At 63.7% G+C, this 21,027-nt stretch carries 17 protein-coding genes; 4 read left to right on the top strand and 13 right to left on the bottom strand.

Going from position 1 to position 21,027, the window contains the following annotated elements; translation table 11 throughout:
- Positions 1-85 precede the first annotated feature (85 nt).
- Genes ACIPZF_RS13760 through ACIPZF_RS13750 form a run of 3 tightly spaced genes read left to right on the top strand, consistent with a single transcriptional unit; the run spans position 86 to position 3,639 of the window.
- Complete coding sequence (locus tag ACIPZF_RS13760) at positions 86-1,003, top strand: putative 2-dehydropantoate 2-reductase (protein WP_400800033.1); 918 nt, start codon at positions 86-88, stop codon at positions 1,001-1,003.
- A 37-nt stretch (positions 1,004-1,040) separates the two neighbouring features.
- A complete protein-coding gene (locus tag ACIPZF_RS13755) occupies positions 1,041-3,071 on the top strand; it encodes an ATP-binding protein (RefSeq protein WP_400800031.1) in 2,031 nt (676 codons plus the stop codon).
- A gap of 1 nt (position 3,072) precedes the next feature.
- Positions 3,073-3,639, top strand: a complete 567-nt coding sequence (locus tag ACIPZF_RS13750) for a cob(I)yrinic acid a,c-diamide adenosyltransferase (protein ID WP_400800028.1) — start codon at positions 3,073-3,075, stop codon at positions 3,637-3,639.
- 237 nt (positions 3,640-3,876) lie between these two features.
- On the opposite strand, the gene ACIPZF_RS13745 is transcribed toward ACIPZF_RS13750, so the two are convergent.
- The 4 genes from ACIPZF_RS13745 to secA all read right to left on the bottom strand — a co-directional run bounded on the left by ACIPZF_RS13745 (position 3,877) and on the right by secA (position 9,708).
- Positions 3,877-4,821, bottom strand: coding sequence for a Nudix family hydrolase (locus ACIPZF_RS13745; RefSeq protein ID WP_400800026.1), 945 nt, complete (start codon positions 4,819-4,821; stop codon positions 3,877-3,879).
- On the bottom strand, positions 4,818-5,450 hold the full coding sequence (locus ACIPZF_RS13740) for a glutathione S-transferase family protein (protein ID WP_400800023.1): 633 nt from the start codon (positions 5,448-5,450) through the stop codon (positions 4,818-4,820). The genes ACIPZF_RS13745 and ACIPZF_RS13740 overlap by 4 nt, the downstream gene beginning before the upstream one ends.
- Before the next feature lie 123 nt (positions 5,451-5,573).
- Positions 5,574-6,791 (bottom strand): bifunctional glutamate N-acetyltransferase/amino-acid acetyltransferase ArgJ, encoded by a 1,218-nt coding sequence (gene argJ, locus ACIPZF_RS13735; protein WP_400800020.1) that lies wholly within the window; start codon positions 6,789-6,791, stop codon positions 5,574-5,576.
- Between the two features lie 181 nt (positions 6,792-6,972).
- Complete coding sequence (gene secA, locus ACIPZF_RS13730) at positions 6,973-9,708, bottom strand: preprotein translocase subunit SecA (protein WP_400800017.1); 2,736 nt, start codon at positions 9,706-9,708, stop codon at positions 6,973-6,975.
- Positions 9,709-10,070: 362 nt separating this feature from the next.
- Here secA and ACIPZF_RS13725 point away from each other — a divergent pair, with 362 nt between their 5' ends.
- A complete protein-coding gene (locus tag ACIPZF_RS13725; protein ID WP_400800014.1) occupies positions 10,071-10,526 on the top strand; it encodes a DUF721 domain-containing protein in 456 nt (151 codons plus the stop codon).
- Between the two features lie 47 nt (positions 10,527-10,573).
- On the opposite strand, the gene lpxC is transcribed toward ACIPZF_RS13725, so the two are convergent.
- The 9 genes from lpxC to murD form a co-directional block, all read right to left on the bottom strand.
- A complete protein-coding gene (lpxC, locus tag ACIPZF_RS13720) occupies positions 10,574-11,485 on the bottom strand; it encodes a UDP-3-O-acyl-N-acetylglucosamine deacetylase (RefSeq protein ID WP_400800011.1) in 912 nt (303 codons plus the stop codon).
- 112 nt (positions 11,486-11,597) lie between these two features.
- Complete coding sequence (gene ftsZ / locus ACIPZF_RS13715) at positions 11,598-12,794, bottom strand: cell division protein FtsZ (RefSeq protein WP_003251871.1); 1,197 nt, start codon at positions 12,792-12,794, stop codon at positions 11,598-11,600.
- 55 nt (positions 12,795-12,849) lie between these two features.
- Positions 12,850-14,112 carry a cell division protein FtsA gene (gene ftsA, locus ACIPZF_RS13710; protein WP_186477488.1) on the bottom strand — a complete coding sequence of 421 codons (1,263 nt, stop codon included), beginning with the start codon at positions 14,110-14,112 and terminating at the stop codon, positions 12,850-12,852.
- Positions 14,113-14,126: 14 nt separating this feature from the next.
- Entirely contained in the window at positions 14,127-14,996 is an 870-nt protein-coding gene (locus ACIPZF_RS13705; protein ID WP_400800008.1) for a cell division protein FtsQ/DivIB, read from the bottom strand.
- Positions 14,997-15,002: 6 nt separating this feature from the next.
- The gene (locus ACIPZF_RS13700; RefSeq protein WP_400800006.1) at positions 15,003-15,959 is read right to left on the bottom strand and encodes a D-alanine--D-alanine ligase; all 957 of its coding nucleotides are present in this window, start codon (positions 15,957-15,959) and stop codon (positions 15,003-15,005) included.
- Positions 15,956-17,404, bottom strand: a complete 1,449-nt coding sequence (murC, locus tag ACIPZF_RS13695; protein WP_400800003.1) for a UDP-N-acetylmuramate--L-alanine ligase — start codon at positions 17,402-17,404, stop codon at positions 15,956-15,958. Before murC ends, ACIPZF_RS13700 begins: the two co-directional genes overlap by 4 nt.
- Entirely contained in the window at positions 17,397-18,476 is a 1,080-nt protein-coding gene (gene murG, locus ACIPZF_RS13690; protein ID WP_400800000.1) for an undecaprenyldiphospho-muramoylpentapeptide beta-N-acetylglucosaminyltransferase, read from the bottom strand. Before murG ends, murC begins: the two co-directional genes overlap by 8 nt.
- Positions 18,466-19,680 (bottom strand): putative lipid II flippase FtsW, encoded by a 1,215-nt coding sequence (gene ftsW / locus ACIPZF_RS13685; RefSeq protein WP_400799998.1) that lies wholly within the window; start codon positions 19,678-19,680, stop codon positions 18,466-18,468. Before ftsW ends, murG begins: the two co-directional genes overlap by 11 nt.
- Entirely contained in the window at positions 19,677-21,023 is a 1,347-nt protein-coding gene (murD, locus tag ACIPZF_RS13680; RefSeq protein WP_400799995.1) for a UDP-N-acetylmuramoyl-L-alanine--D-glutamate ligase, read from the bottom strand. The genes ftsW and murD overlap by 4 nt, the downstream gene beginning before the upstream one ends.
- Positions 21,024-21,027: the final 4 nt, after the last annotated feature.

Here is a 21,027-nt window from a genome sequence, read left to right as displayed (position 1 = left end):
TGAAAGCGCGCTCAGTCTGAAGATGGAGCGCGTCGGGGTTAGAGGGTTAAAATGCGGGCTCATTATAACGGGTTGCGAAACGCAGATGAGCAGCACCTGGCATATTCTCGGCGCCGGTAGCCTCGGCAGCCTCTGGGCCTGCCGCCTGGCACGGGCGGGCAAGGCGGTACAGCTGATCTTGCGCGATCGGCAGCGCTTGCAGGCCTACCAACAAGCCGGTGGCCTGACGCTGGTAGAACAGGACCAGGCGACGCATTACGCAATCCCGGCTGAAACCGCCGAGTCCAGTGGGCCGGTGCACCGTCTGCTGGTGGCCTGCAAAGCCTATGACGCCGCGCCCGCTATCACCCGTTTGGCGCCACGCCTGGCGGAGGGCGCGGAGATCGTGCTGCTGCAAAATGGCCTGGGCAGCCAGGATGAGGTCGCCGAGCAGGTCCCACGCACCCGCTGCATCTTTGCCTCCAGCACCGAAGGCGCATTCCGCGAGGACGACTGGCGGGTGCGCTTCGCCGGCCACGGCTTCAACTGGCTGGGCGACCCGGCTAACCCAGGCGCTCCGGAATGGTTCGACGACCTCCACGATGCCGGCATCCCCGCCGAATGGACCGTGGACATCCTCACCCGCCTATGGCGAAAACTGGCGCTCAATTGCGCGATCAATCCGCTGACCGTGCTGCACGACTGCCACAACGGCGGCTTGCTGGCACACCTGAGCGAAGTCGACGGCTTGAGCGCAGAGCTGGCCCAGCTGCTGCACCGCTGCGGGCAACCCGAGGCGGCGGAAAACCTCGACGAAGAAGTGCAACGGGTGATCCTCGCCACCTCAGCCAACTACTCTTCGATGTACCAGGACGTCCGCGCTGGCCGGCGCACCGAGGTGCATTACCTGCTGGGCCACGCCTGCCGCGCCGCAGCCCGCCACGGCATGGCGCTGCCACAGCTGGAACGCCTGCACCAGCGCCTGGTCGATAACCTGCGTACGCGCGGTTTGCCCTGCGCCTGACGCGCCCTTTCAACCGGATACGGACATTGCCTTGCCCATGACCTTGCGCCAACGCCTGGAAAACCTCCCGGTCGGGCAGAAGCTGCTGGCGGCCCTGCTGGTGCTGCTGGTGACCATCCTGTTGGTAGCCAACCTGACCTTCATCAGCGCCGCCTACTGGATCACCCAGGAGAGCATGGCGCCACAGGCACTGCAGACCATCGGCCGGCTGGTGGCCAACCCGCAGCTGGCCGCCCGCGCGGGCGACAATCCGGACACCGCCACGGCGCTGCTCAAGGAACTGGACAGCTACACCCCGCTGCGCGCGGCGGCCGTCTATGGGGGCGATGGGCGCATGCTGGCACAGCTGCAACATGGCGAGCCACTGGCGTTGCCCAAGCGTTACCGCAACATCGATGGCTGGCGCCTGATGGAGTTTCGCAGCACCCAACTGATCCGCATCCCCCGCGAGGCCAGCCCACCTGCGCACCTGCTGCTGGTGGCCAGCAGCGAACTGCCCATGGCCTTCTACACCGGCACCCTCAGCGCCAGCCTGGCGATCCTGGTGTTCAGCATCCTGCTGTGGCTGGTCATCGCCCGCCAGATCAAGCGCCTGATCACCCAGCCGATCAACCAGCTCGAAGAGCTCAGCCGCCAGGTAACACGCGAAGAAAGCTACGCCCTGCGTGCCAAACGCGGCAACGACGACGAAATCGGCAGCCTGGCCAACGCCTTCAACACCATGCTCTCGCGCATCGAAGCGCGCGAGCAGCAGCTCAAGCGCACCCGCGACGAGTTCCAGGACGCTTACGACCAGGCCCAAGGCCTGGCCGAGGAAACCCGCCATACCAACCGCAAGCTGGAGCTCGAAGTCCAGGTGCGCAGCAAGATCGAGAAAAAGCTCACCGGTTTTCAGAACTACCTCAACAGCATCATCGACTCCATGCCCTCGGCACTGATCGCCCTCGATGAACAGCTCTACGTGACCCAGTGGAACCACGAAGCCACGGTACTCTCCGGTACGCCGCTGGATGAGGCGCTAAACCAGCCGATCTTCATCGCCTTCGAGCCGCTCAAGCCATTTCTGCCTCAGCTCAAGGAAACGGTGGAAAAACACCGCGTGGCGAAAATCGAGCGGGTCACCTGGCCCAAGGACGACGAGCCGCGCCATTACGCCCTGACTTTCTACCCGCTGATGGGCGGCGGCGGCCGTGGGGTGGTGATCCGCATCGACGACATCACCCAGCGCCTGTCGCTGGAAGAGATGATGGTGCAGTCGGAAAAAATGCTCTCGGTCGGCGGCCTCGCCGCAGGCATGGCACACGAGATCAACAACCCGCTAGGGGCGATCCTGCACAACGTGCAGAACATACGTCGCCGCTTGTCGCCGGAGCTGCCGCGCAATCAGGAACAGGCCAGCGAACTGGGCATCGAGCTGCCCGTGGTCTATCGCTACCTGGAAAGCCGCGAGGTGCCGCAACTGCTCGACGGCATTCAGCAAGCCGGTGCCCGAGCTGCCAAAATCGTCACCCACATGCTCAGCTTCAGCCGCCGCAGCAACCGCCAGTTGGTCCCTTGCGACCTGCCGGCGCTGATCGACCAGGCCGTGGAGATCGCTGGCAACGATTTCGACCTGACCATCGGTTTCGACTTCAAGGGTCAAGCCATCGTCCGCCAGTTCGACCCCAACCTGGGTCCGGTGCCGTGCACCGCCAACGAGCTGGAGCAAGTGCTGCTGAACCTGCTGAAAAACGCCGCCCAAGCCATTCATCAACGGCCGCCGAACAGCGAACCCGGGCGCATCACCCTGCGCACCCGGCTCAGCCCGCCGTGGGCGGAAATCCAGGTCGAGGACAACGGCGTCGGCATGCCCGAAGCAGTGCGCAAACGCACCTTCGAGCCGTTCTTCACCACCAAGGAAATCGGCCAGGGCACTGGCCTTGGGCTGTCGGTTTCGTACTTCATCATCACCAACAACCACAAGGGGCAGATGGAAGTGCAGTCCACGCCCGGCCAGGGCACCTGCTTCACCCTGCGCCTGCCCCTCGGCCAGCCGGTAACCACGGCGCCGACTCACACGGAGACCTGACATGGGCTATCGCCTGTCGAAAATCTACACCCGCACCGGCGACAAGGGCGAAACCGGCCTGGGCGACGGGCGCCGAGTGCCCAAGGATCATCCGCGAATCGAAGCGATTGGCGAGGTGGACAGCCTCAACAGCCAGCTTGGCTTGCTGCTGGCAGGCCTGGCCGAACAAGGGCTGGATGAGGTGAGCGAGGTGCTTGCTCCTTGCCAGCATCGCTTGTTCGACCTGGGTGGCGAGCTGGCGATGCCGAGTTACCAGGCTTTGAACCTCAGTGAAGTAGAACGCCTGGAGGCCGCCATCGATGTGTGGAACGAAGAGTTGGGGCCGCTGAAGAACTTCATTTTGCCCAGTGGCTCGGCGTTGATTGCCCAGGCGCATGTGTGTCGCAGCCTCGCGCGCAGTGCGGAGCGGCGTTGTCAGCAACTGAATGCCGTTGAGCCGCTGGAGGGAGTTGGGCTGGCTTATATCAACCGGCTTTCGGATCTGCTGTTCGTGGCGGCGCGGATCATCGGGCGGCGCCAGGGGGTTGCAGAGGTTTTGTGGCAAGCGGCAGAGAAACCGCAGGGATAATCACAGCCCAAGCCTTCTCAATGTGGGAGCAACTGTCTTGCTCAAAATTTAAAGAAACTTGCGCGATATTTGTGGGAGCGGCTTTAGCCGCGAAGCAAGCGACGCGGTGAATGGCACCGGCTTCGCCGGTGATCGCGGCTGAAGCCGCTCCTACCAGGGGGCCGCTGCATCCATGCTGCGACTGATCCGCCGCGCAGAGCGCCGCATACACAGTGGGAGCGGCCCCTCGGGGACGACTCAGGCCTCAGGCCAGAGCGCCCGAATCCCGGCAACGCCCTGCGCCCCGGCTTCCCAGGCACGCTCACGCTCATCCGGCCCCACCCCACCCAGCAAGAACACCGGATGACTGAAGCCTGCGATCAATCGCTGCGCCTCATCCCAGCCCAACGGCACGGCCTCAGGATGCGTCTGAGTTGCTTGCACCGGCGACAGGGTGACGAAATCCACGCCCATCTGCTCGGCCAGCGCCAGCTCTTCAGCGTTATGGCAGGAGGCCGCCAGCCACCGCTCTTTCGGGAATGGCCGGCCCTTGGCCGCATACTTGCGCAGTTGCGCCGCTGTCAGGTGCCAACCGGCGGACGGGAAGTCGCCCAGCCACTCCAGCGGCCCTTTGAGCATCAGCTGCGCCTTGCCGCCACACAGGCCAACCGCGTCAACCGCGACGTCACGATATTTGGGATCGTACATGTCCGGCGCGCGCAGCTGGATCAAGCGAATACCGCTGGCCACCGCCTTTTGGATGCCTTTGAGCATCTGCGGCACTTCCAGGCCGTCCGGGGTAATCAGGTACTGGTCCGGCAGACGTGCGGCCGCCACGATCGGCTTGTTGGCCTCGGGGAACTCGTATTGCGCCAAATCCCGGGGCGACACCCAGGCCAGCGGCTGGCCTTCGGCGCCGTAGGGTTCGCCGGTGTACGCCTCGACCTCGCGGACATCCAGCAACACCTGTTTGTCCGGGTAGTCATGGCTGACCTTGATCAGCGCCCGCGAACGGGTCACCTCGATGCCCAGCTCCTCGCGAAGCTCGCGGGCCAGCGCCGCTTCGACGCTTTCGCCCTCCTCCACCTTGCCGCCAGGGAATTCCCAAAAACCGCCCTGGTGCTGGCTGTCGGCACGTCGAGCAATGAGGATACGGCCATCGTTACCGCGAATGACCGCTGCTGCCACATGAATCCGCTTCACCCTACATGCTCCGCCAGGCCAGCTTGCTGCCAGGCCTGGAAGGCTGGCCACTGGTAAATGGTCTCGATATAAGTGGCCGCCTCCGCTGGCACCTCCACCCGGTAGCTGCGCAGACGCACGGCCACCGGCGCGAAGAAGGCATCGGCCAGGGTTGGCCTGCCAAACAGGAACGGCCCGCTGTCCTTGGCCACCAGACGACATTCGGACCACAGCGCGACGATGCGATCGATGTCCACTCGCACGTCCAGCGGGATGCTTTCCAGTGCTGCATCGCGCGACAGGTCGAACGGCATCGCCTCGCGCAGGGCGAAAAACCCACTGTGCATCTGCGCGCACGCCGAACGCGCCTGGGCACGGGCAGCTACGTCAGCGGGCCACAGCTGGGCTTCGGGGTGGCGTTCGTTGAGGTATTCGGCGATGGCCAGAGAGTCGGCGATCACACCGTGCTCGGTCTTGAGCAACGGCACCTTGCCGGTGGAGGAGAATGCGAGGATGCGTTGGCGGGTGTCGGGCTGGCGCAGTTTGATCAGGGTTTCTTCGTAGGGTACGCCGGCCAGTTCAAGGGCCAGGGCGCCGCGTAGCGACCACGAAGAATACAGCTTGTCGCCGATGATCAGGTGATAGCTCATGGGTCGGCTCCATGTGTCTGAAATTTGGGGCTGCTTTGCGGCCCTTCGCGGGGCAAGCCCGCTCCCACAGGCTGAGGTGCAGCGTCTGTGGGAGCGGGCTTGCCCCGTGAAAGGGCCCTCGAATCAGGTACGGTATTCGGCGTTGATCTTCACGTACTCGTGGGACAGGTCGGTGGTCCAGATGGTTTCGCTGCACTGGCCGCGGCCCAGCTCGATGCGGATGGTGATCTCTTCCTGGGCCATCACCGCCGAACCTTGCGCTTCGGTATAGCTCGGGCTGCGGCCACCTTGGCTGGCGATGCAGACGTTGTCGAGGTACACGTCAATCAGGCTGACATCCAGCTCCGGCACGCCAGCACGGCCCACAGCGGCCAAAATGCGGCCCCAGTTCGGGTCGGAGGCGAACAGCGCGGTCTTGATCAGCGGCGAGTGGGCGACGGCGTAACCGACGTCCAGGCACTCTTGATGATTGCCACCGCCATTGACCTGCACGGTGACGAACTTGGTGGCGCCTTCGCCATCACGGACGATGGCCTGAGCCACTTCCATGCACACTTCGAATACGGCCTTCTTCAGCGCTTCGAACAGCGCGCCACTGGCCTCGGTGACTTCCGGCAGGTCGGCCTTGCCGGTGGCGATCAGCATGCAGCAGTCGTTGGTCGAGGTGTCGCCATCGATGGTGATGCGGTTGAACGACTTGTTGGCGCCATCGAGCATCAGGTCCTTGAGCACCTGGGGGGCGACCTTGGCGTCGGTGGCGATGTAGCCGAGCATGGTGGCCATGTTCGGGCGGATCATGCCGGCGCCTTTGCTGATACCGGTCACGGTGACGGTCACGCCCTGGTGCTGGAACTGGCGGCTGGCGCCCTTGGGCAGGGTGTCGGTGGTCATGATGCCAGTGGCGGCTTCGGCCCAGTTGTTTTCCGACAGATCGTCCAGCGCAGCCTGCAGGGCGCCTTCGATCTTCTCGACGGGCAGCGGCTCACCGATCACGCCGGTGGAGAACGGCAGCACCGCTTCGGCAGGCACGCCGGTCAGCTCGGCCAGCTTGGCGCAGGTGCGCTCGGCGGCGGCCAGGCCTGGCGCGCCGGTGCCGGCATTGGCATTACCGGTGTTGGTCAACAGGTAGCGCACGGTGCCCTGAACGCGTTGCTTGGACAGGATCACCGGAGCGGCGCAGAACGCATTGAGGGTGAACACGCCAGCCACGCTGGAGCCTTCGGCGCAGCGCATGACCACTACATCCTTGCGCCCTGGGCGCTTGATGCCGGCAGAAGCGATGCCGAGTTCAAAACCCGGAACCGGGTGCAGGGTGGGCAAAGGACCAAGACCAACTGCCATTAGAGCGCTCCTAGAAAATCGGGGAAATATTGATGGTAGAGCGGGGCCGCCTCGCGCCCCATTCGCGGCACAAGGCCGCTCCCACAAGGGCAACCGCGCAGTCCCTGTGGGAGCGGCCTTGTGCCGCGAATGGGCCGCGCAGCGGCCCCCGGTGTTGTCACGTTACTGCGAGTGGATCAGATCATTCAATCTGACCATGGCAATGCTTGAATTTCTTGCCCGAACCACACCAGCACGGCTCGTTGCGGCCGAGCTTCTGGTCGTTGCGCACCGGGGCTGCGGCTACCGCCACCTCAGCGCCCTCCTCGCTCAGTTGCTCACTCTCCAGGCCGGGCGCCGGGGCATGCTGGAACTGCATGCGGCTGGCCAGCTCTTCGGCTTCGCGGCGCAGGCGAGCTTCTTCTTCGATCGGGTCTTCGCGGCGTACCTGAACGTGCGACAGCACGCGGATGGTGTCGCGCTTGATCGATTCGAGCAGTTCCTGGAACAGGCTGAAGGATTCGCGCTTGTACTCCTGCTTGGGGTTCTTCTGCGCATAACCGCGCAGGTGAATACCGTGACGCAGGTGGTCCATGGTCGACAGGTGGTCTTTCCACAGGTCGTCCAGCACGCGCAGCAGGATCTGCTTCTCGAAGGTACGCAAGGCGTCGATACCGGCCTGGTCTTCCTTCTCGGTGTAGGCCTCGGAGATTTCCTTCAACAGACGCTCGCGCAGAGTTTCCTCGTAGAGATGATCGTCTTCGTCGAGCCACTGCTGGATCGGCAGCTTGATGGCGAAGTCGCTGGACAGCGCGGCTTCCAGGCCCGCCACATCCCACTGCTCGGGCAGCGACTGTGGCGGAATGTGCTGGCTGATGGTGGCATCGAGCACTTCCTTGCGGAATTCCTCGATGGTGTCACCGATGTTCTCGGCAGCCAGCAGGCTGTTGCGCATGTGGTAGATCACCTTGCGCTGTTCGTTGGCCACGTCATCGTATTCGAGCAGCTGCTTACGGATGTCGAAGTTGCGGCCCTCGACTTTGCGCTGGGCCTTTTCGATGGCGTTGGTGACCATGCGGTGCTCGATGGCCTCGCCGGACTGCATGCCCAGCGCTTTCATGAAGTTCTTCACCCGGTCGGAGGCGAAGATACGCATCAGGCTGTCTTCCAGCGACAGGTAGAAGCGGCTGGAACCCGGGTCGCCCTGGCGGCCGGAACGGCCACGCAGCTGGTTGTCGATGCGGCGCGATTCGTGGCGCTCGGAGGCGATCACGTGCAGGCCACCGGCTTGAATCACCTGCTGGTGACGCTTCTGCCAGTCAGCCTTGATCTGGGCGATCTGCTCGGCGCTTGGGTTTTCCAAAGCAGCCACTTCGGCTTCCCAGTTGCCGCCCAGAAGGATGTCGGTACCACGGCCGGCCATGTTGGTGGCGATGGTCAGCGCACCCGGGGCACCGGCTTGCGCGATGATCTCGGCTTCCTTCTCGTGGTACTTGGCGTTCAGTACCTTGTGGTCGATCCCTTCTTTCTGCAGCAGGTTGGACATGTGCTCGGAAGTTTCGATGGTCGCCGTACCCACCAGGATCGGACGACCTTGAGTCATGCTTTCCTTGATGTCGGCGATGATCGCGGCGTATTTCTCGTCGGCGGTCAGGTACACCAGGTCGTTGAAGTCTTTACGCGCCAGCGGCTTGTTCGGCGGGATCACCATCACGTTGAGGCCGTAGATCGACTGGAACTCGAACGCCTCGGTGTCGGCGGTACCGGTCATGCCGGACAGCTTGGTGTACAGGCGGAAGTAGTTCTGGAACGTAGTCGAAGCCAGGGTCTGGCTTTCGGCCTGGATGTTCAGATTCTCTTTCGCTTCGATGGCCTGGTGCAGGCCTTCGGACAAGCGACGGCCGGGCATGGTACGGCCGGTGTGTTCGTCGATCAGCAGGACCTGGCCTTCCTGAACGATGTACTCGACGTTGCGGTGGAACAGTTTGTGCGCGCGCAGGCCGGCGTAAACGTGGGTCAGCAGGCCCAGGTTGTGCGCCGAGTAGAGGCTCTCGCCCTCGGCCAGCAGGCCGGCCTGGGTGAGCATCTCTTCGATGAACTGGTGACCGGCTTCGTTGAGCTCGACCTGGCGGCTCTTCTCGTCGATGGTGAAGTGGCCTTCCTGGGTGACCTGGCCTTCGACTTCTTCGATGTGCTGGGTCAGGCGCGGGATCAGGCGGTTGATCTCGATGTACAGCTTGGAGCTGTCTTCGGCCTGGCCGGAGATGATCAGCGGGGTACGCGCTTCGTCGATGAGGATCGAGTCGACTTCGTCGATGACCGAGAAGTTGAGCTCACGCTGGAACTTCTCTTCCTGGCTGAACGCCATGTTGTCGCGCAGGTAGTCGAAACCGAATTCGTTGTTGGTGCCGTAAGTGATGTCGGACGCATACGCGGCGCGCTTTTCTTCCGGCGGCTGGAAGGCCGAGACGATACCCACGGACAGGCCGAGGAATTCGTACAGCGGGCGCATCCAGTTGGCGTCACGGCGGGCCAGGTAGTCGTTGACCGTGACCACGTGCACGCCTTTGCCAGACAAGGCATTGAGGTAGACGGCCAGGGTACCGACCAATGTCTTGCCTTCACCGGTGCGCATTTCTGCGATCATGCCCTCGTGCAGGGTCATGCCGCCGATCAGCTGCACGTCGAAGTGACGCATGCCCATCACGCGCTTGCCGGCCTCACGGGCTACGGCGAAGGCTTCAGGCAGCAGTTGGTCCAGTGTCTCGCCTTTGGCCAGGCGCTCCTTGAACTCTGCGGTCTTGGCGCGCAGTTGCTCATCGGAGAGGGCGACCATTTTCTCTTCGAAGGCATTGACGATAGCCACCGTCTTGAGCATGCGTTTGACTTCACGCTCATTCTTGCTTCCAAAAAGTTTCTTTAACAAAGGCGCAAACATATCGGCAGGATCTTCCACACGTAGGGATGGAGGGCGGCCCCATGAGTCGCCCGTGCAGCCCTGAGGCCGCATGCGAACGAGCATTCTACCCGGAAACGATGGTGAGGAAAGTGGTCGATTGCCACGATGCTGGCACAGCGCTTGGGTGGGGGCGTTTGTATGATTGGGGCATTTTCCCCGAGTTCAACCCAGAGCATGATGAAACGTATCGAGAATGACTCTCGCCAGTGCCGGCACCTTCGCGGGGCAAGCCCTCTCCCACAGGTATCACCATCCCTGTGGGAGCGGGCTTGTCCCGCGAAGGGGCCGGCAAGAGCGCTAGAGATGTTAGACTGCCGATCTTGTAACTTCCTGCGTACCCCATGGCCTACAAACCCTCCCCCGCCCAGCCGCCTTCAGCGCTGTTGCGCCAGGTTCGCCCGCTGCGCCTGCTGCTCAACCAGGCCGAGCGCCTGGAACATCTGCAACGCCTGCTGGAAAGCCAGCTGCAACCGGCTGCCCGCGAGCATTGCCATGTGGCGTCGTGGCGCGATGGTAGCTTGCTGCTGGTGGTCACCGACGGGCATTGGGCCACGCGTCTGCGCTACCAGCAGAAGCGCTTGCTGGCCGCCTTGCAGGCCATGGAGGCGTTCGGCAACCTGCGGCGAATCCTGTTCAAGGTGCAGCCGCCACTGGTACCGGCCAAGCGTGGCGGTCATGCCGCCGAGTTGTCGAACAGCGCTGCCGAGAACCTGCGCGACACCGCTGAGGGCATCACCGACCCCAAGCTACGCGCCGCACTGGAACGCCTGGCAGGCCATGCCAAACACAGGCCATAAAAAAGGCCACCCGAAGGTGGCCTCAATGAACTAGAGAGTGTTCGAACTTACACGGCCGCAACAGGGCGCATGTACGAGATCGGTGCCGTGCTGGCATCATCGAACGTGACCACTTCCCAGGCATCGGTTTCCTTGATGAGCTTGCGCAGCAGCTGGTTGTTCAGCGAGTGCCCGGACTTGTAGCCCTTGAACTCGCCGATCAGGCTGTTGCCCAGCAGGTACAGGTCGCCGATGGCGTCGAGGATCTTGTGCTTGACGAATTCGTCTTCGGAGCGAAGGCCGTCTTCATTCAATACACCGGTTTCGTCGACGACGATGGCGTTCTCGACACTGCCACCCAGCGCAAGGTTGTGCTTGCGCAGGTACTCGATGTCACGCATGAAACCGAAGGTACGGGCGCGGCTGACTTCCTTGACGAACGAGGTGCTCGAAAAGTCGACGACAGCGCTCTGGGTCTGGCCCTTGAGGACCGGGTGATCGAAGTCGATCTCGAAGCTCACCTTGAAGCCTTCGAACGGCAGGAAAGTGGCGCGCTTGTCGCCCTCTTCCACTGTCACTTCGCGCAGGATGCGGATGAACTTCTTGGCTGCGTCCTGTTCTTCCAGGCCGGCAGACTGAATCAGGAATACGAAGGGACCGGCGCTGCCATCCATGATCGGAACTTCCGAGGCGGAGAGCTCGACGTAGGCGTTATCGATGCCCAGACCCGCCATGGCGGAGAGCAGGTGCTCGACGGTATCGACCTTGACGTCACCGTTGACCAGCGTGGTGGACATGGTGGTCTCACCGACGTTGGCCGCACGTGCCGGGATCTCGACCACAGGGTCGAGGTCGGCGCGACGGAAGACGATGCCGGTATCGACAGGCGCAGGCTTGAGGGTCAGGTAGACCTTCTCCCCGGAGTGCAGGCCGACGCCTGTGGCACGGATGGTATTCTTCAGGGTGCGTTGTCTAATCATGGCATTGGCCGCTTCAGCGCAAATTGCGAACAGGTATCAACAAAGGCTGAGGATGATAACAGACCCCGCCTTTGCTGAACACCAATCACCCTTATACCCCTGATAAATTCCATTAATCAGCCTGACGACGCAGGAAGGCCGGGATATCCAGGTAGTCCAGGTCATCCTGAGGGTTGAGTTTAGCTGCCGCAGCGGCCCCTGCATGGGCCTGGTTGCGCATCACGGTCGGGCGCTCCAGGTCACGGTAGTTCACTGCTGGCTGCTCCTGACGAACCGGGGCCGGGTTGGAGGCCTCGTATGCCTGCTGAGCGGTCTGCAGGGTGTTGTCGACCACCTTGACCGGCTTCTCGATGCGCGCACCCAGGCCAGTGGCGACCACGGTCACGTGCAGTTCGTCGCGCATGTCCGGATCGATCACGGTACCGACCTTGACCATCGCGTGGTCGGAGGCGAAGGCTTCGATGATGCTGCCGACGTCGGAGTACTCACCCAGCGACAGGTCCGGGCCTGCGGTGATGTTCACCAGGATGCCGCGGGCGCCCTGCAGGTTGACGTCTTCGAGCAGCGGGTTGCGGATCGCCGCTTCGGTGGCTTCGCGAGCGCGGTTCGGGCCGCTGGCGCAACCGGTACCCATCATCGCCATGCCCATCTCGCCCATCACGGTGCGCACGTCGGCGAAGTCGACGTTGATCATGCCTGGGCGCTTGATGATGTCGGAGATACCGCGAACGGCACCGGCCAGTACATCGTCAGCCTTGGCGAAGGCAGACAGCAGGCTGGCATCCTTGCCCAGGATGGTCAGCAGCTTCTCGTTGGGGATGGTGATCAGCGAGTCGACGCTCTCGGCCAGCATGCGGATGCCTTCATCGGCGATCTGCATACGCTTGCGGCCTTCGAACGGGAACGGGCGGGTCACCACGGCGACGGTGAGAATGCCCATTTCCTTCGCCACTTCGGCGATGATCGGTGCAGCACCGGTACCGGTACCACCACCCATGCCAGTGGTGATGAACACCATGTTGGTGCCCTGCAGCACTTCGGCGATGCGCTCACGGTCTTCCAGCGCGGCCTGACGGCCGACTTCCGGATTGGCACCGGCACCCAGACCCTTGGTCACGCCGGTACCCAGTTGCAGGATGGTGCGTGCGCCGATGTTTTTCAGCGCCTGGGCATCGGTGTTGGCGCAGATGAATTCGACGCCTTCGATGCTGCTCTTCACCATGTGGTTGACGGCGTTGCCGCCGCCACCGCCGACGCCGATCACTTTGATGACCGGGCTTTGCGGGACGTTGTCTACGAGCTCGAACATTTTCCCTCTCCTTACAGTTCTCTAGTTGTCGCGCCTACCACTACTGCTTTGAAACTTAGAAGTTGCCCTGGACCCACCGCTTGAAGCGCTCAAGCACTGGGGCCTTCGGTTCATCGCCATAGCTGTTGCTGCTGCTGTTGCTGTTACCGGTCAGGACCAGGTCCTCGGACTGCTTGAGCAGGCCGTAGGTGAGCAAGCCCACGCCGGTGGAATAGATCGGGTTGCGCACCACGTCGCTCAGCCCCCGAACGCTGTGCGGTACGCCCAGGCGTACCGGCATGTGGAAGATTTCCTCGGCCAGTTCCACGGCGCCTTCCATCTTCGCGGTGCCGCCGGTGAGGACGATGCCGGCAGGCACCAGGTCCTCGTAGCCGCTGCGGCGCAGTTCGGCCTGGATCAGGGTGAAGAGCTCGTCGTAACGGGGCTCCACCACCTCGGCCAGGGCCTGGCGCGACAGCTCGCGCGGTGGGCGGTCGCCCACGCTCGGCACCTTGATGGTCTCGCCGGCACCGGCCAGTTTGGCCAGGGCGCAGGCGTAGCGGATCTTGATTTCTTCGGCGTACTGGGTTGGCGTACGCAGGGCCATGGCGATGTCGTTGGTCACCTGGTCGCCGGCGATCGGGATGACCGCGGTGTGGCGAATCGCGCCTTCGGTGAAGATGGCGATGTCGGTGGTGCCGCCGCCGATGTCGACCAGGCACACGCCGAGTTCTTTCTCGTCATCGGTCAGCACCGAGTAAGCCGAGGCCAACTGCTCGAGGATGATGTCGTCGATTTCCAGGCCGCAACGGCGCACGCACTTCTCGATGTTCTGCGCGGCATTGACCGCGCAAGTAACGACGTGAACCTTGGCTTCCAGACGCACGCCGGACATGCCCAGCGGCTCGCGCACGCCTTCCTGGTTGTCGATCACGTAGTCCTGCGGCAGGGTGTGCAGCACGCGCTGGTCAGCCGGGATGGCCACGGCCTGGGCGGCGTCGAGGACGCGTTCGAGGTCGGCAACGCTGACCTCGCGATCGCGGATGGCGACGATGCCATGGGAGTTCAGGCTGCGGATGTGGTTGCCGGCCACGCCGACGAACGCCGAGTGGATACGGCAGCCCGCCATCAACTGCGCTTCTTCCACTGCGCGCTGGATCGACTGCACGGTCGACTCGATGTTAACCACCACGCCCTTCTTCAGGCCGCGGGACGGGTGGGTGCCGATACCGACGATCTCGAGGGTGCCGTCTTCGCCCACTTCGCCCACCAGCGCCACCACCTTGGAGGTGCCAATGTCCAGCCCGACGATCATTTTGCCGCTATGCGCGTTTGCCATGGTCCTGCCTCTCTCTAATTCTTCGCAACGGCGGGTTGGGCCGTCGTCGGTGCGTTCGGTTCCCGCCAACCAACGGCAAGTCCGTTGGCATAACGCAGATCAATGCGGGCGATGTTGGTGATCTGCTCTTTGAGTGTCTTGTCGTAAATGGCAATGAAACGGCGCATCTTTTCCACCAGATGGTCGCGCCCCAACAGCAGCTCGACTCCCGGCCCGCCGTTGACGGCACCGGTGGTCAGGAACCAGCTGCCACGCTCGCGCAGCTCCAGGCGAGCGATGGAAAAGCCCAGGGGGCGCAGCATCTGGCTCAATACCTGATACTGCTGCATGACTTGTTGCTGAGCACGCTGCGGCCCGGCCAGCTGCGGCAGGTGTTCATAATTGGCCAGCTCGCGCGGGGTAAAGGCCTGGCCCTGGTTGTTGAGCAAGGCTTCGTCACCCCAGCGCGCCACTGGCAGTTGTTCTTCCAGGCGGATCACCACCTCGTCCGGCCACACCCGGCGCACTTCGGCGTGGGCGATCCAGGGCATCTGCTCGAGCTCCGCACGCATCGCCGTAAGGTCGACGCTGAAGAAGCTCGCCGCGACGTATGGCGCGATGCGCTGCTGCACCGACTGCTGGCTGATGTAGCTGAGGTCGCCCTGCACGTCGATCTTGGTGATCGGCCGGTCGGCATAGGGCATCAGGCGGATGGCGCCTTCATAGGCGCCAAAGCCTGCGGCCACCAGCAGTACCGGCCATAGCAGGCGCTTGAGGCCGCCCAGGCTCGGCCGCGGCAGGCGCGCCGATACGGGCTCGTCGGCCATCAGTCGGCTGGCACCACGCGGCACCGGCTTGCTACGGCCGGTAACGGGTTGCTGCTGACGTATCATCGCGCCTTGCATGGCTGTTTAACCTCGCGTCGCTACGCTGTCGGCCAGGATCGCCAGCACCAGTTGCTGGAAGTCCAGACCGGCCGCGCGGGCCGCCATGGGCACCAGGCTATGATCAGTCATGCCCGGTGCGGTGTTGACTTCGAGCAGCCAGAACCGGCCCTGCTCGTCCTGCATCACGTCCAGCCGGCCCCAGCCTTCGATGCCGATGGCATCGCAGGCGCGCGCGGTCAGGTCGATCAGTTCCTGTTCCGTGACAGCGTCCAGGCCGCACGGGATGCGGTACTGGGTGTCATTGGCGATGTACTTGGCGTCGTAGTCGTAGAACACGTGCGGGGTGCCCAGCGCGATCGGCGGCAGCACCTGGCCACGCAGCACGGCGATGGTGAACTCCGGGCCGTGAATCCATTGCTCGACCAGAACTTGCGAATCGTATTGAGCGGCGTCTTGCCAGGCAGCGATCAGCTCCTGCTCGCTGTTCACCTTGGCCATGCCGATGCTAGAGCCTTCATGGGCAGGTTTGACGATCAACGGGAAGCCCAGTTCCCCACTGGCGGCAACACAATCGCTTTCGCTGGCGAGCACCGCGTGGCGCGGGGTCGGAATACCCAGGCTCTGCCACACCTGCTTGGTGCGCAACTTGTCCATGGCCAGGGCCGACGCGAGGATGCCGCTGCCGGTGTACGGAATGCCCAGGCACTCCAGCAGGCCTTGCATGCTGCCGTCTTCGCCGCCACGGCCGTGGAGGATGATGAAGGCGCGGTCGATCTTCTCGTTCTGCAGGCGCGCCAGCAGGTCATCGCCCACATCGATGGCGACCACGTCGACACCGGCGCTGGTCAGCGCGGCGATCACCGCAGCGCCGGATTTCAGCGAGACTTCACGCTCGGCGCTCTTGCCACCGTACAGCACGGCGACGCGGCCGAACGCCTTGACGTCCAAGGTCGAGTGCAACTTGTCGTAGGCGCTGGTCATTTCGACTTCTCCTGCTTGGCGCCTGCGAACAGCGGGCTTTTCATCAATTGCGGGGCCAGGCCACCGACGTCACCGGCACCCTGGCACAGCAGAATGTCGCCAGCGCGCAGCAGCGGCTTGACCAGCGGCGCCAGCTCGGCGCCACGTTCGATGTAGATCGGGTCCAATACGCCGCGCTGACGGATGCTGTGGCACAGCTGGCGGCTGTCGGCACCGGGGATCGGCTCTTCACCGGCCGGGTAGACCTCCATCAGCAACAGTACGTTGGCATCGCCCAGCACCTGTACGAAGTCGTCGTACAGGTCACGGGTGCGGCTGTAGCGGTGCGGCTGGTAGACGATGACCAGGCGACGGCTTGGCCAGCCGCCGCGCACGGCCTTGATCACCGCGGCCACTTCGGTCGGGTGGTGGCCGTAGTCGTCGACCAGCATCACGCTGCCGCCGTCGACCGGCAGTTCGCCGTACACCTGGAAGCGTCGGCCGACACCCTGGAAGCCAGACAGGCCCTGGACGATGGCCGCATCGCTGATGCCTTCGTCAGTGGCGATGGCGATGGTCGCCAGGGCGTTGAGCACGTTGTGGTTGCCGGGCATGTTCACCGACACTTCCAGCGGCTCGCAGTCGCGGCGCAGCACGGTGAAGTGGGTCTGCATGCCCTGCTGGCGCACATTGATGGCGCGGATATCGGCTTCTTCGCTGAAGCCATAGGTCACGGTCGGGCGCTTGACCTGCGGCAGGATTTCGCGCACCACCGGGTCGTCCAGGCACATCACGGCCAGGCCGTAGAACGGCAGGTTGTGCAGGAACTCGACGAAGGTTTTCTTCAGCTTGTTGAAGTCCCCTTCGTAAGTAGCCATGTGGTCGGCGTCGATGTTGGTGACCACGGCGACCATTGGCTGCAGGTGCAGGAAGCTGGCATCGCTTTCATCGGCTTCGGCGATCAGGTAGCGGCTGGTGCCCAGCTGGGCATTGGTGCCGGCAGCGGTCAGGCGGCCGCCGATGACGAAGGTCGGGTCCAGGCCGCCAGCGGCAAATACCGAGGCCAGCAGGCTGGTGGTGGTGGTCTTGCCGTGTGTACCGGCAACGGCCACGCCGTGGCGATAGCGCATCAGCTCGGCGAGCATTTCGGCACGCGGCACCACCGGAATGCGCCGCTCCAGGGCGGTGGCCACTTCCGGGTTGGCCGGGTTGATGGCGCTGGACACTACCAGCACATCGGCATTGGCGGCGTTCTCGGCACGGTGACCGACGAAGATCTCGGCGCCGAACGACTCCAGGCGCTCGGTGACAGGCGAGGCCTTGAGGTCGGAACCGGACACTTCATAGCCCAGGTTCAGCAGCACTTCGGCGATGCCGCACATGCCCACGCCGCCGATCCCGACGAAGTGGATGCGACGGATACGGCCCATCTTCGGCTGCGGCATGGCTTTCTGGCTTTCAACCATGGGCCACCTCCAGGCAGATATCGACCACGGTGCTGGTTGCTGCAGGCTTGGCCAGGCGCCGTGCGGTGCCGGCCATGGTGTTGAGTTTCTCGGGTTGCATCAGCACCTCGTTCAGGCGTTCAGCGAGTTGCGCTGCGCCAGTTGTCGCTTGTGGCATGAGGAAGGCGGCGCCTTCCCGAGCCAGATATTGGGCATTGTGGGTCTGGTGGTCGTCGATGGCGTGGGGCAAAGGCACCAGCATCGAAGGCAGGCCCGCGGCCGCGAGTTCGCTCACGGTCAGGGCGCCCGCCCGGCACACCACCAGGTCGGCCCAGCCATAGGCATGGGCCATGTCTTTGATGAATGGCTCTACCTGAGCCTCGACACCCGCTTCCTGATACCGCTCGGCGGTGATCGGCGCGTGGTGCTTGCCGGCCTGATGGAACACTTCGGGGCGCAGGTTTGCGGGCACCTCGGACAGGGCCTTAGGCAACAATTTGTTCAATGGTTCCGCACCCAGGCTGCCACCCATGACCAGCAGGCGCGCGCGGCGCTCGGCAAGGGGGGCACGCAGGGCGTCCATGAACAGTTCCGCACGCACAGGATTGCCGGTGGTACGCAGTTTTTCATCGCTGGCGAAGGTGCCGGGGAACGCTTCGCAGACGCGCGCGGACAGCGGCACCAGCAGGCGGTTGGCGGTACCGGCGCGGGCATTCTGTTCATGAATCACCAGCGGCACGCCGCACAACCGCGCAGCCACGCCGCCTGGGCCTGTGACATAGCCGCCGAAGCCCAGCACGCAGACCGGCTTGAGCTGACGAATGATGCTGCGCGCCTGCAGCACCGCCTTGACCAGAGTGAACGGCGCCTTGAGCAGCGACAGCTTGCCCTTGCCACGCAAGCCGCTGACCTGGATCAGGTGCAGTGGCAGGCCAGCCTGTGGCACCAGTTCATTCTCGATGCCGCGCGGAGTGCCGAGCCAGTGCACGCTGTAACCGCGTGCCTGGAACTCACGGGCGCAGGCCAGGGCCGGGAATACATGGCCGCCGGTACCGCCTGCCATGATCAATACGTTCTTGCCGTCAGCGGCCATGATTGGTCTCCTCGGCAAAATCGCTCTCGTTGAATTCGTGCTCCTCGCTGCCCAGATGCGTGCGGCTCTCCCATTCGATGCGCAGCAACAAGCCCACGCAGGCGCAGCAGATCACCAGCGAGCTGCCCCCGTAGCTGAGGAACGGCAAGGTCAGGCCCTTGGTCGGCAGCAGGCCGACGTTCACGCCGATATTGATCAGGAACTGGCCGATCCACAGGAAAGCCAGGCCGAAGGCCATGTAGGCGGCAAAGAACTGTTTGGCCTTCTCCGCCCACAGGCCGATGTACAAGGCACGCACGGTGACGAAGACGAACAGCGCGATGGTCACCAGCGAACCGACCACGCCCAGTTCTTCGGCAAGTACCGAGAACACGAAGTCGGTGTGCGCTTCGGGCAGGTAGAACTGCTTCTGCACACTGTTGCCCAGGCCCACGCCCAGCCACTCGCCGCGGCCAAAGGCGATCAACGCCTGGGTCAGCTGGTAGCCGGAACCGAACTGGTCGGACCACGGGTCGGTGAAGGTGATCAAACGCGCCATCCGGTAGGGCTGCGCCTGCACCAGCACGAATACCGCAACCACAGCCAGCACCACCATCAGGCTGAAGCGGAACAGCCCCACCCCGCCGAGGAACAGCATGGCGGCGGCGGCGCCCATCATTACCACGGTGGCGCCGAAGTCCGGCTCCATCAGCAGCAGGCCGGCCATCGGCAGCAGCACGATGAACGGCTTGAAGAAGCCCATCCAGCTTTCGCGCACTTCGGTCTGACGGCGTACCAGATAGCCTGCGAGATAGATCACCACGAAAACCTTGGCGATCTCCGAGGGCTGCACGTTGAAGAAGCTGAAACCAATCCAGCGCATCGAACCGTTCACTTCGCGGCCGATACCCGGTATCAACACCAGGACCAGCAAGGCGAAGGCACCGACCAGCATCATGAAACCCATGCGCTGCCAGGTGGCGATCGGCACCATCATGGTCGCGCCACAGGCGACCAGGCCGATGGCCACGTACACCAGGTGACGGAACATGTGATACAGCGGGTTGCCGGACTGCACGGCGGCCACTTCCGAAGATGCCGAAGTGATCATTACCAGGCCCAGGCCAAGCAACGCCAGGCACCCGGCCAGGAAGGCGAAGTCGAGGTCGATGCCACGGCCGCTGATCAGCGGCGACGGATAAGGCTTGAGGATGCCGAAGATCATGCCAGCCCCTCCGCCGCCTGGGCGAACAGGCGCCCGCGTTCTTCGAAGTTCTTGAACATGTCGAGGCTGGCGCAGGCCGGCGACAGCAATACGGCATCACCAGGTTGGGCCAGTTCGGCGCACTGTTGCACGGCTTCGTGGAGGGTCTTGACCCGCACCAGCGGGACGGCATCGCCGAGGGTTTCGGCCAGGCGTTCGGCATCACGGCCAAGCAACACCACCGCGCGGCAGAAACGCGCCACCGGCTCACGCAGGGCGGCGAAGTCGGCTCCTTTGCCGTCACCGCCGGCGATCAGCACCAGCTTGCCTTCGATATCCGCACCCAGGCCTTCGATGGCAGCCAGTGCCGCACCGACGTTGGTGGCCTTGGAATCGTCGTACCAGTTCACGCCGTTGCGCTCGCGTACCCACTGGCAACGGTGGGCCAGGCCACCGAATTCACGCAGGGCTTCGAGCATCGGCTCGAACGGCAAGCCGGCAGCATGGCCCAGGGCCAACGCTGCCAGAGCATTGCTCTGGTTATGCGCGCCACGCACCTTGAGTTCGCGCGCTGGCATCAGCGCCTGAAACTCGAAGGCCAGGTATTTCTCGCCATCGACTTCACGCAGGCCGAAGCCCTTGAAGTCCGGCTGGTTGAGGCCGAAGGTCCAGCACGGGCGGCCCTCGACCGGCAGTGGCCGGCTCAAGGCATCCTGGCGGTTGACCACCACCTGCTGGGCGCCCCGGAAGATCCGGTGCTTGGCCAGGTGATACGCCGGCAGGCCGCTGTAGCGGTCCATGTGGTCTTCGCTGATGTTCAACACAGTGGCCACTTCAGCATTGAGCTGGTCGGTGGTTTCCAGCTGGAAGCTCGACAGCTCCATGACATACAGCTCGACGTCGTCGCTGAGCAGGTCCAGGGCCGGAGTGCCCAGGTTGCCACCCACCGCCACACGCTTGCCGGCCTTGGCGGCCATCTCGCCAACCAACGTAGTCACGGTGCTTTTCGCGTTGGAGCCGCTGATCGCGATGATCGGTGCCTTGGCATGACGGGCGAACAGTTCGATATCGCCAGACAGCTTCACGCCGCGCGCGGCCGCCTGCTGCAGGGCCGGGGTGGCCAAGGCCAGGCCGGGGCTCACGTACAGCTCATTGGCGCGGCACAGGAAGTCCACGTCCAATTCACCACAGCGCACTTCCACCTGCGGGTAATCACGGCGCAGGGTGTCCAGTTCCGGCGGTTGCTCACGGGTGTCGGCGACCGCAAAGGCAATGCCCCGGCTCGCCAGGAAGCGAACCAGGGACATGCCGCTCTTGCCGAGGCCGACAACGATGCGGAATTGGTCGGAAGCGATCAGTGACACGCTC

It is taken from the genome of Pseudomonas sp. NPDC089752 (assembly GCF_044748725.1).
In the GTDB taxonomy this organism is placed as follows: domain Bacteria; phylum Pseudomonadota; class Gammaproteobacteria; order Pseudomonadales; family Pseudomonadaceae; genus Aquipseudomonas.
The sequence above is the reverse complement of the archived record's forward strand: the minus strand, read 5'-3'. Positions and strand labels throughout refer to the sequence as shown.

Coding starts and splice junctions, on each gene's coding strand:
- lpxC (WP_400800011.1), bottom strand. CDS start 11,485: ATGATTAGACAACGCACCCTGAAGAATACCATCCGTGCCACAGGCGTC.
- murG (WP_400800000.1), bottom strand. CDS start 18,476: ATGGCCGCTGACGGCAAGAACGTATTGATCATGGCAGGCGGTACCGGC.
- ACIPZF_RS13725 (WP_400800014.1), top strand. CDS start 10,071: ATGGCCTACAAACCCTCCCCCGCCCAGCCGCCTTCAGCGCTGTTGCGC.
- murC (WP_400800003.1), bottom strand. CDS start 17,404: ATGGTTGAAAGCCAGAAAGCCATGCCGCAGCCGAAGATGGGCCGTATC.
- ACIPZF_RS13760 (WP_400800033.1), top strand. CDS start 86: ATGAGCAGCACCTGGCATATTCTCGGCGCCGGTAGCCTCGGCAGCCTC.
- ACIPZF_RS13755 (WP_400800031.1), top strand. CDS start 1,041: ATGACCTTGCGCCAACGCCTGGAAAACCTCCCGGTCGGGCAGAAGCTG.
- ftsZ (WP_003251871.1), bottom strand. CDS start 12,794: ATGTTCGAGCTCGTAGACAACGTCCCGCAAAGCCCGGTCATCAAAGTG.
- secA (WP_400800017.1), bottom strand. CDS start 9,708: ATGTTTGCGCCTTTGTTAAAGAAACTTTTTGGAAGCAAGAATGAGCGT.
- ftsA (WP_186477488.1), bottom strand. CDS start 14,112: ATGGCAAACGCGCATAGCGGCAAAATGATCGTCGGGCTGGACATTGGC.
- ACIPZF_RS13705 (WP_400800008.1), bottom strand. CDS start 14,996: ATGCAAGGCGCGATGATACGTCAGCAGCAACCCGTTACCGGCCGTAGC.
- ACIPZF_RS13700 (WP_400800006.1), bottom strand. CDS start 15,959: ATGACCAGCGCCTACGACAAGTTGCACTCGACCTTGGACGTCAAGGCG.
- ACIPZF_RS13740 (WP_400800023.1), bottom strand. CDS start 5,450: ATGAGCTATCACCTGATCATCGGCGACAAGCTGTATTCTTCGTGGTCG.
- argJ (WP_400800020.1), bottom strand. CDS start 6,791: ATGGCAGTTGGTCTTGGTCCTTTGCCCACCCTGCACCCGGTTCCGGGT.
- ftsW (WP_400799998.1), bottom strand. CDS start 19,680: ATGATCTTCGGCATCCTCAAGCCTTATCCGTCGCCGCTGATCAGCGGC.
- ACIPZF_RS13750 (WP_400800028.1), top strand. CDS start 3,073: ATGGGCTATCGCCTGTCGAAAATCTACACCCGCACCGGCGACAAGGGC.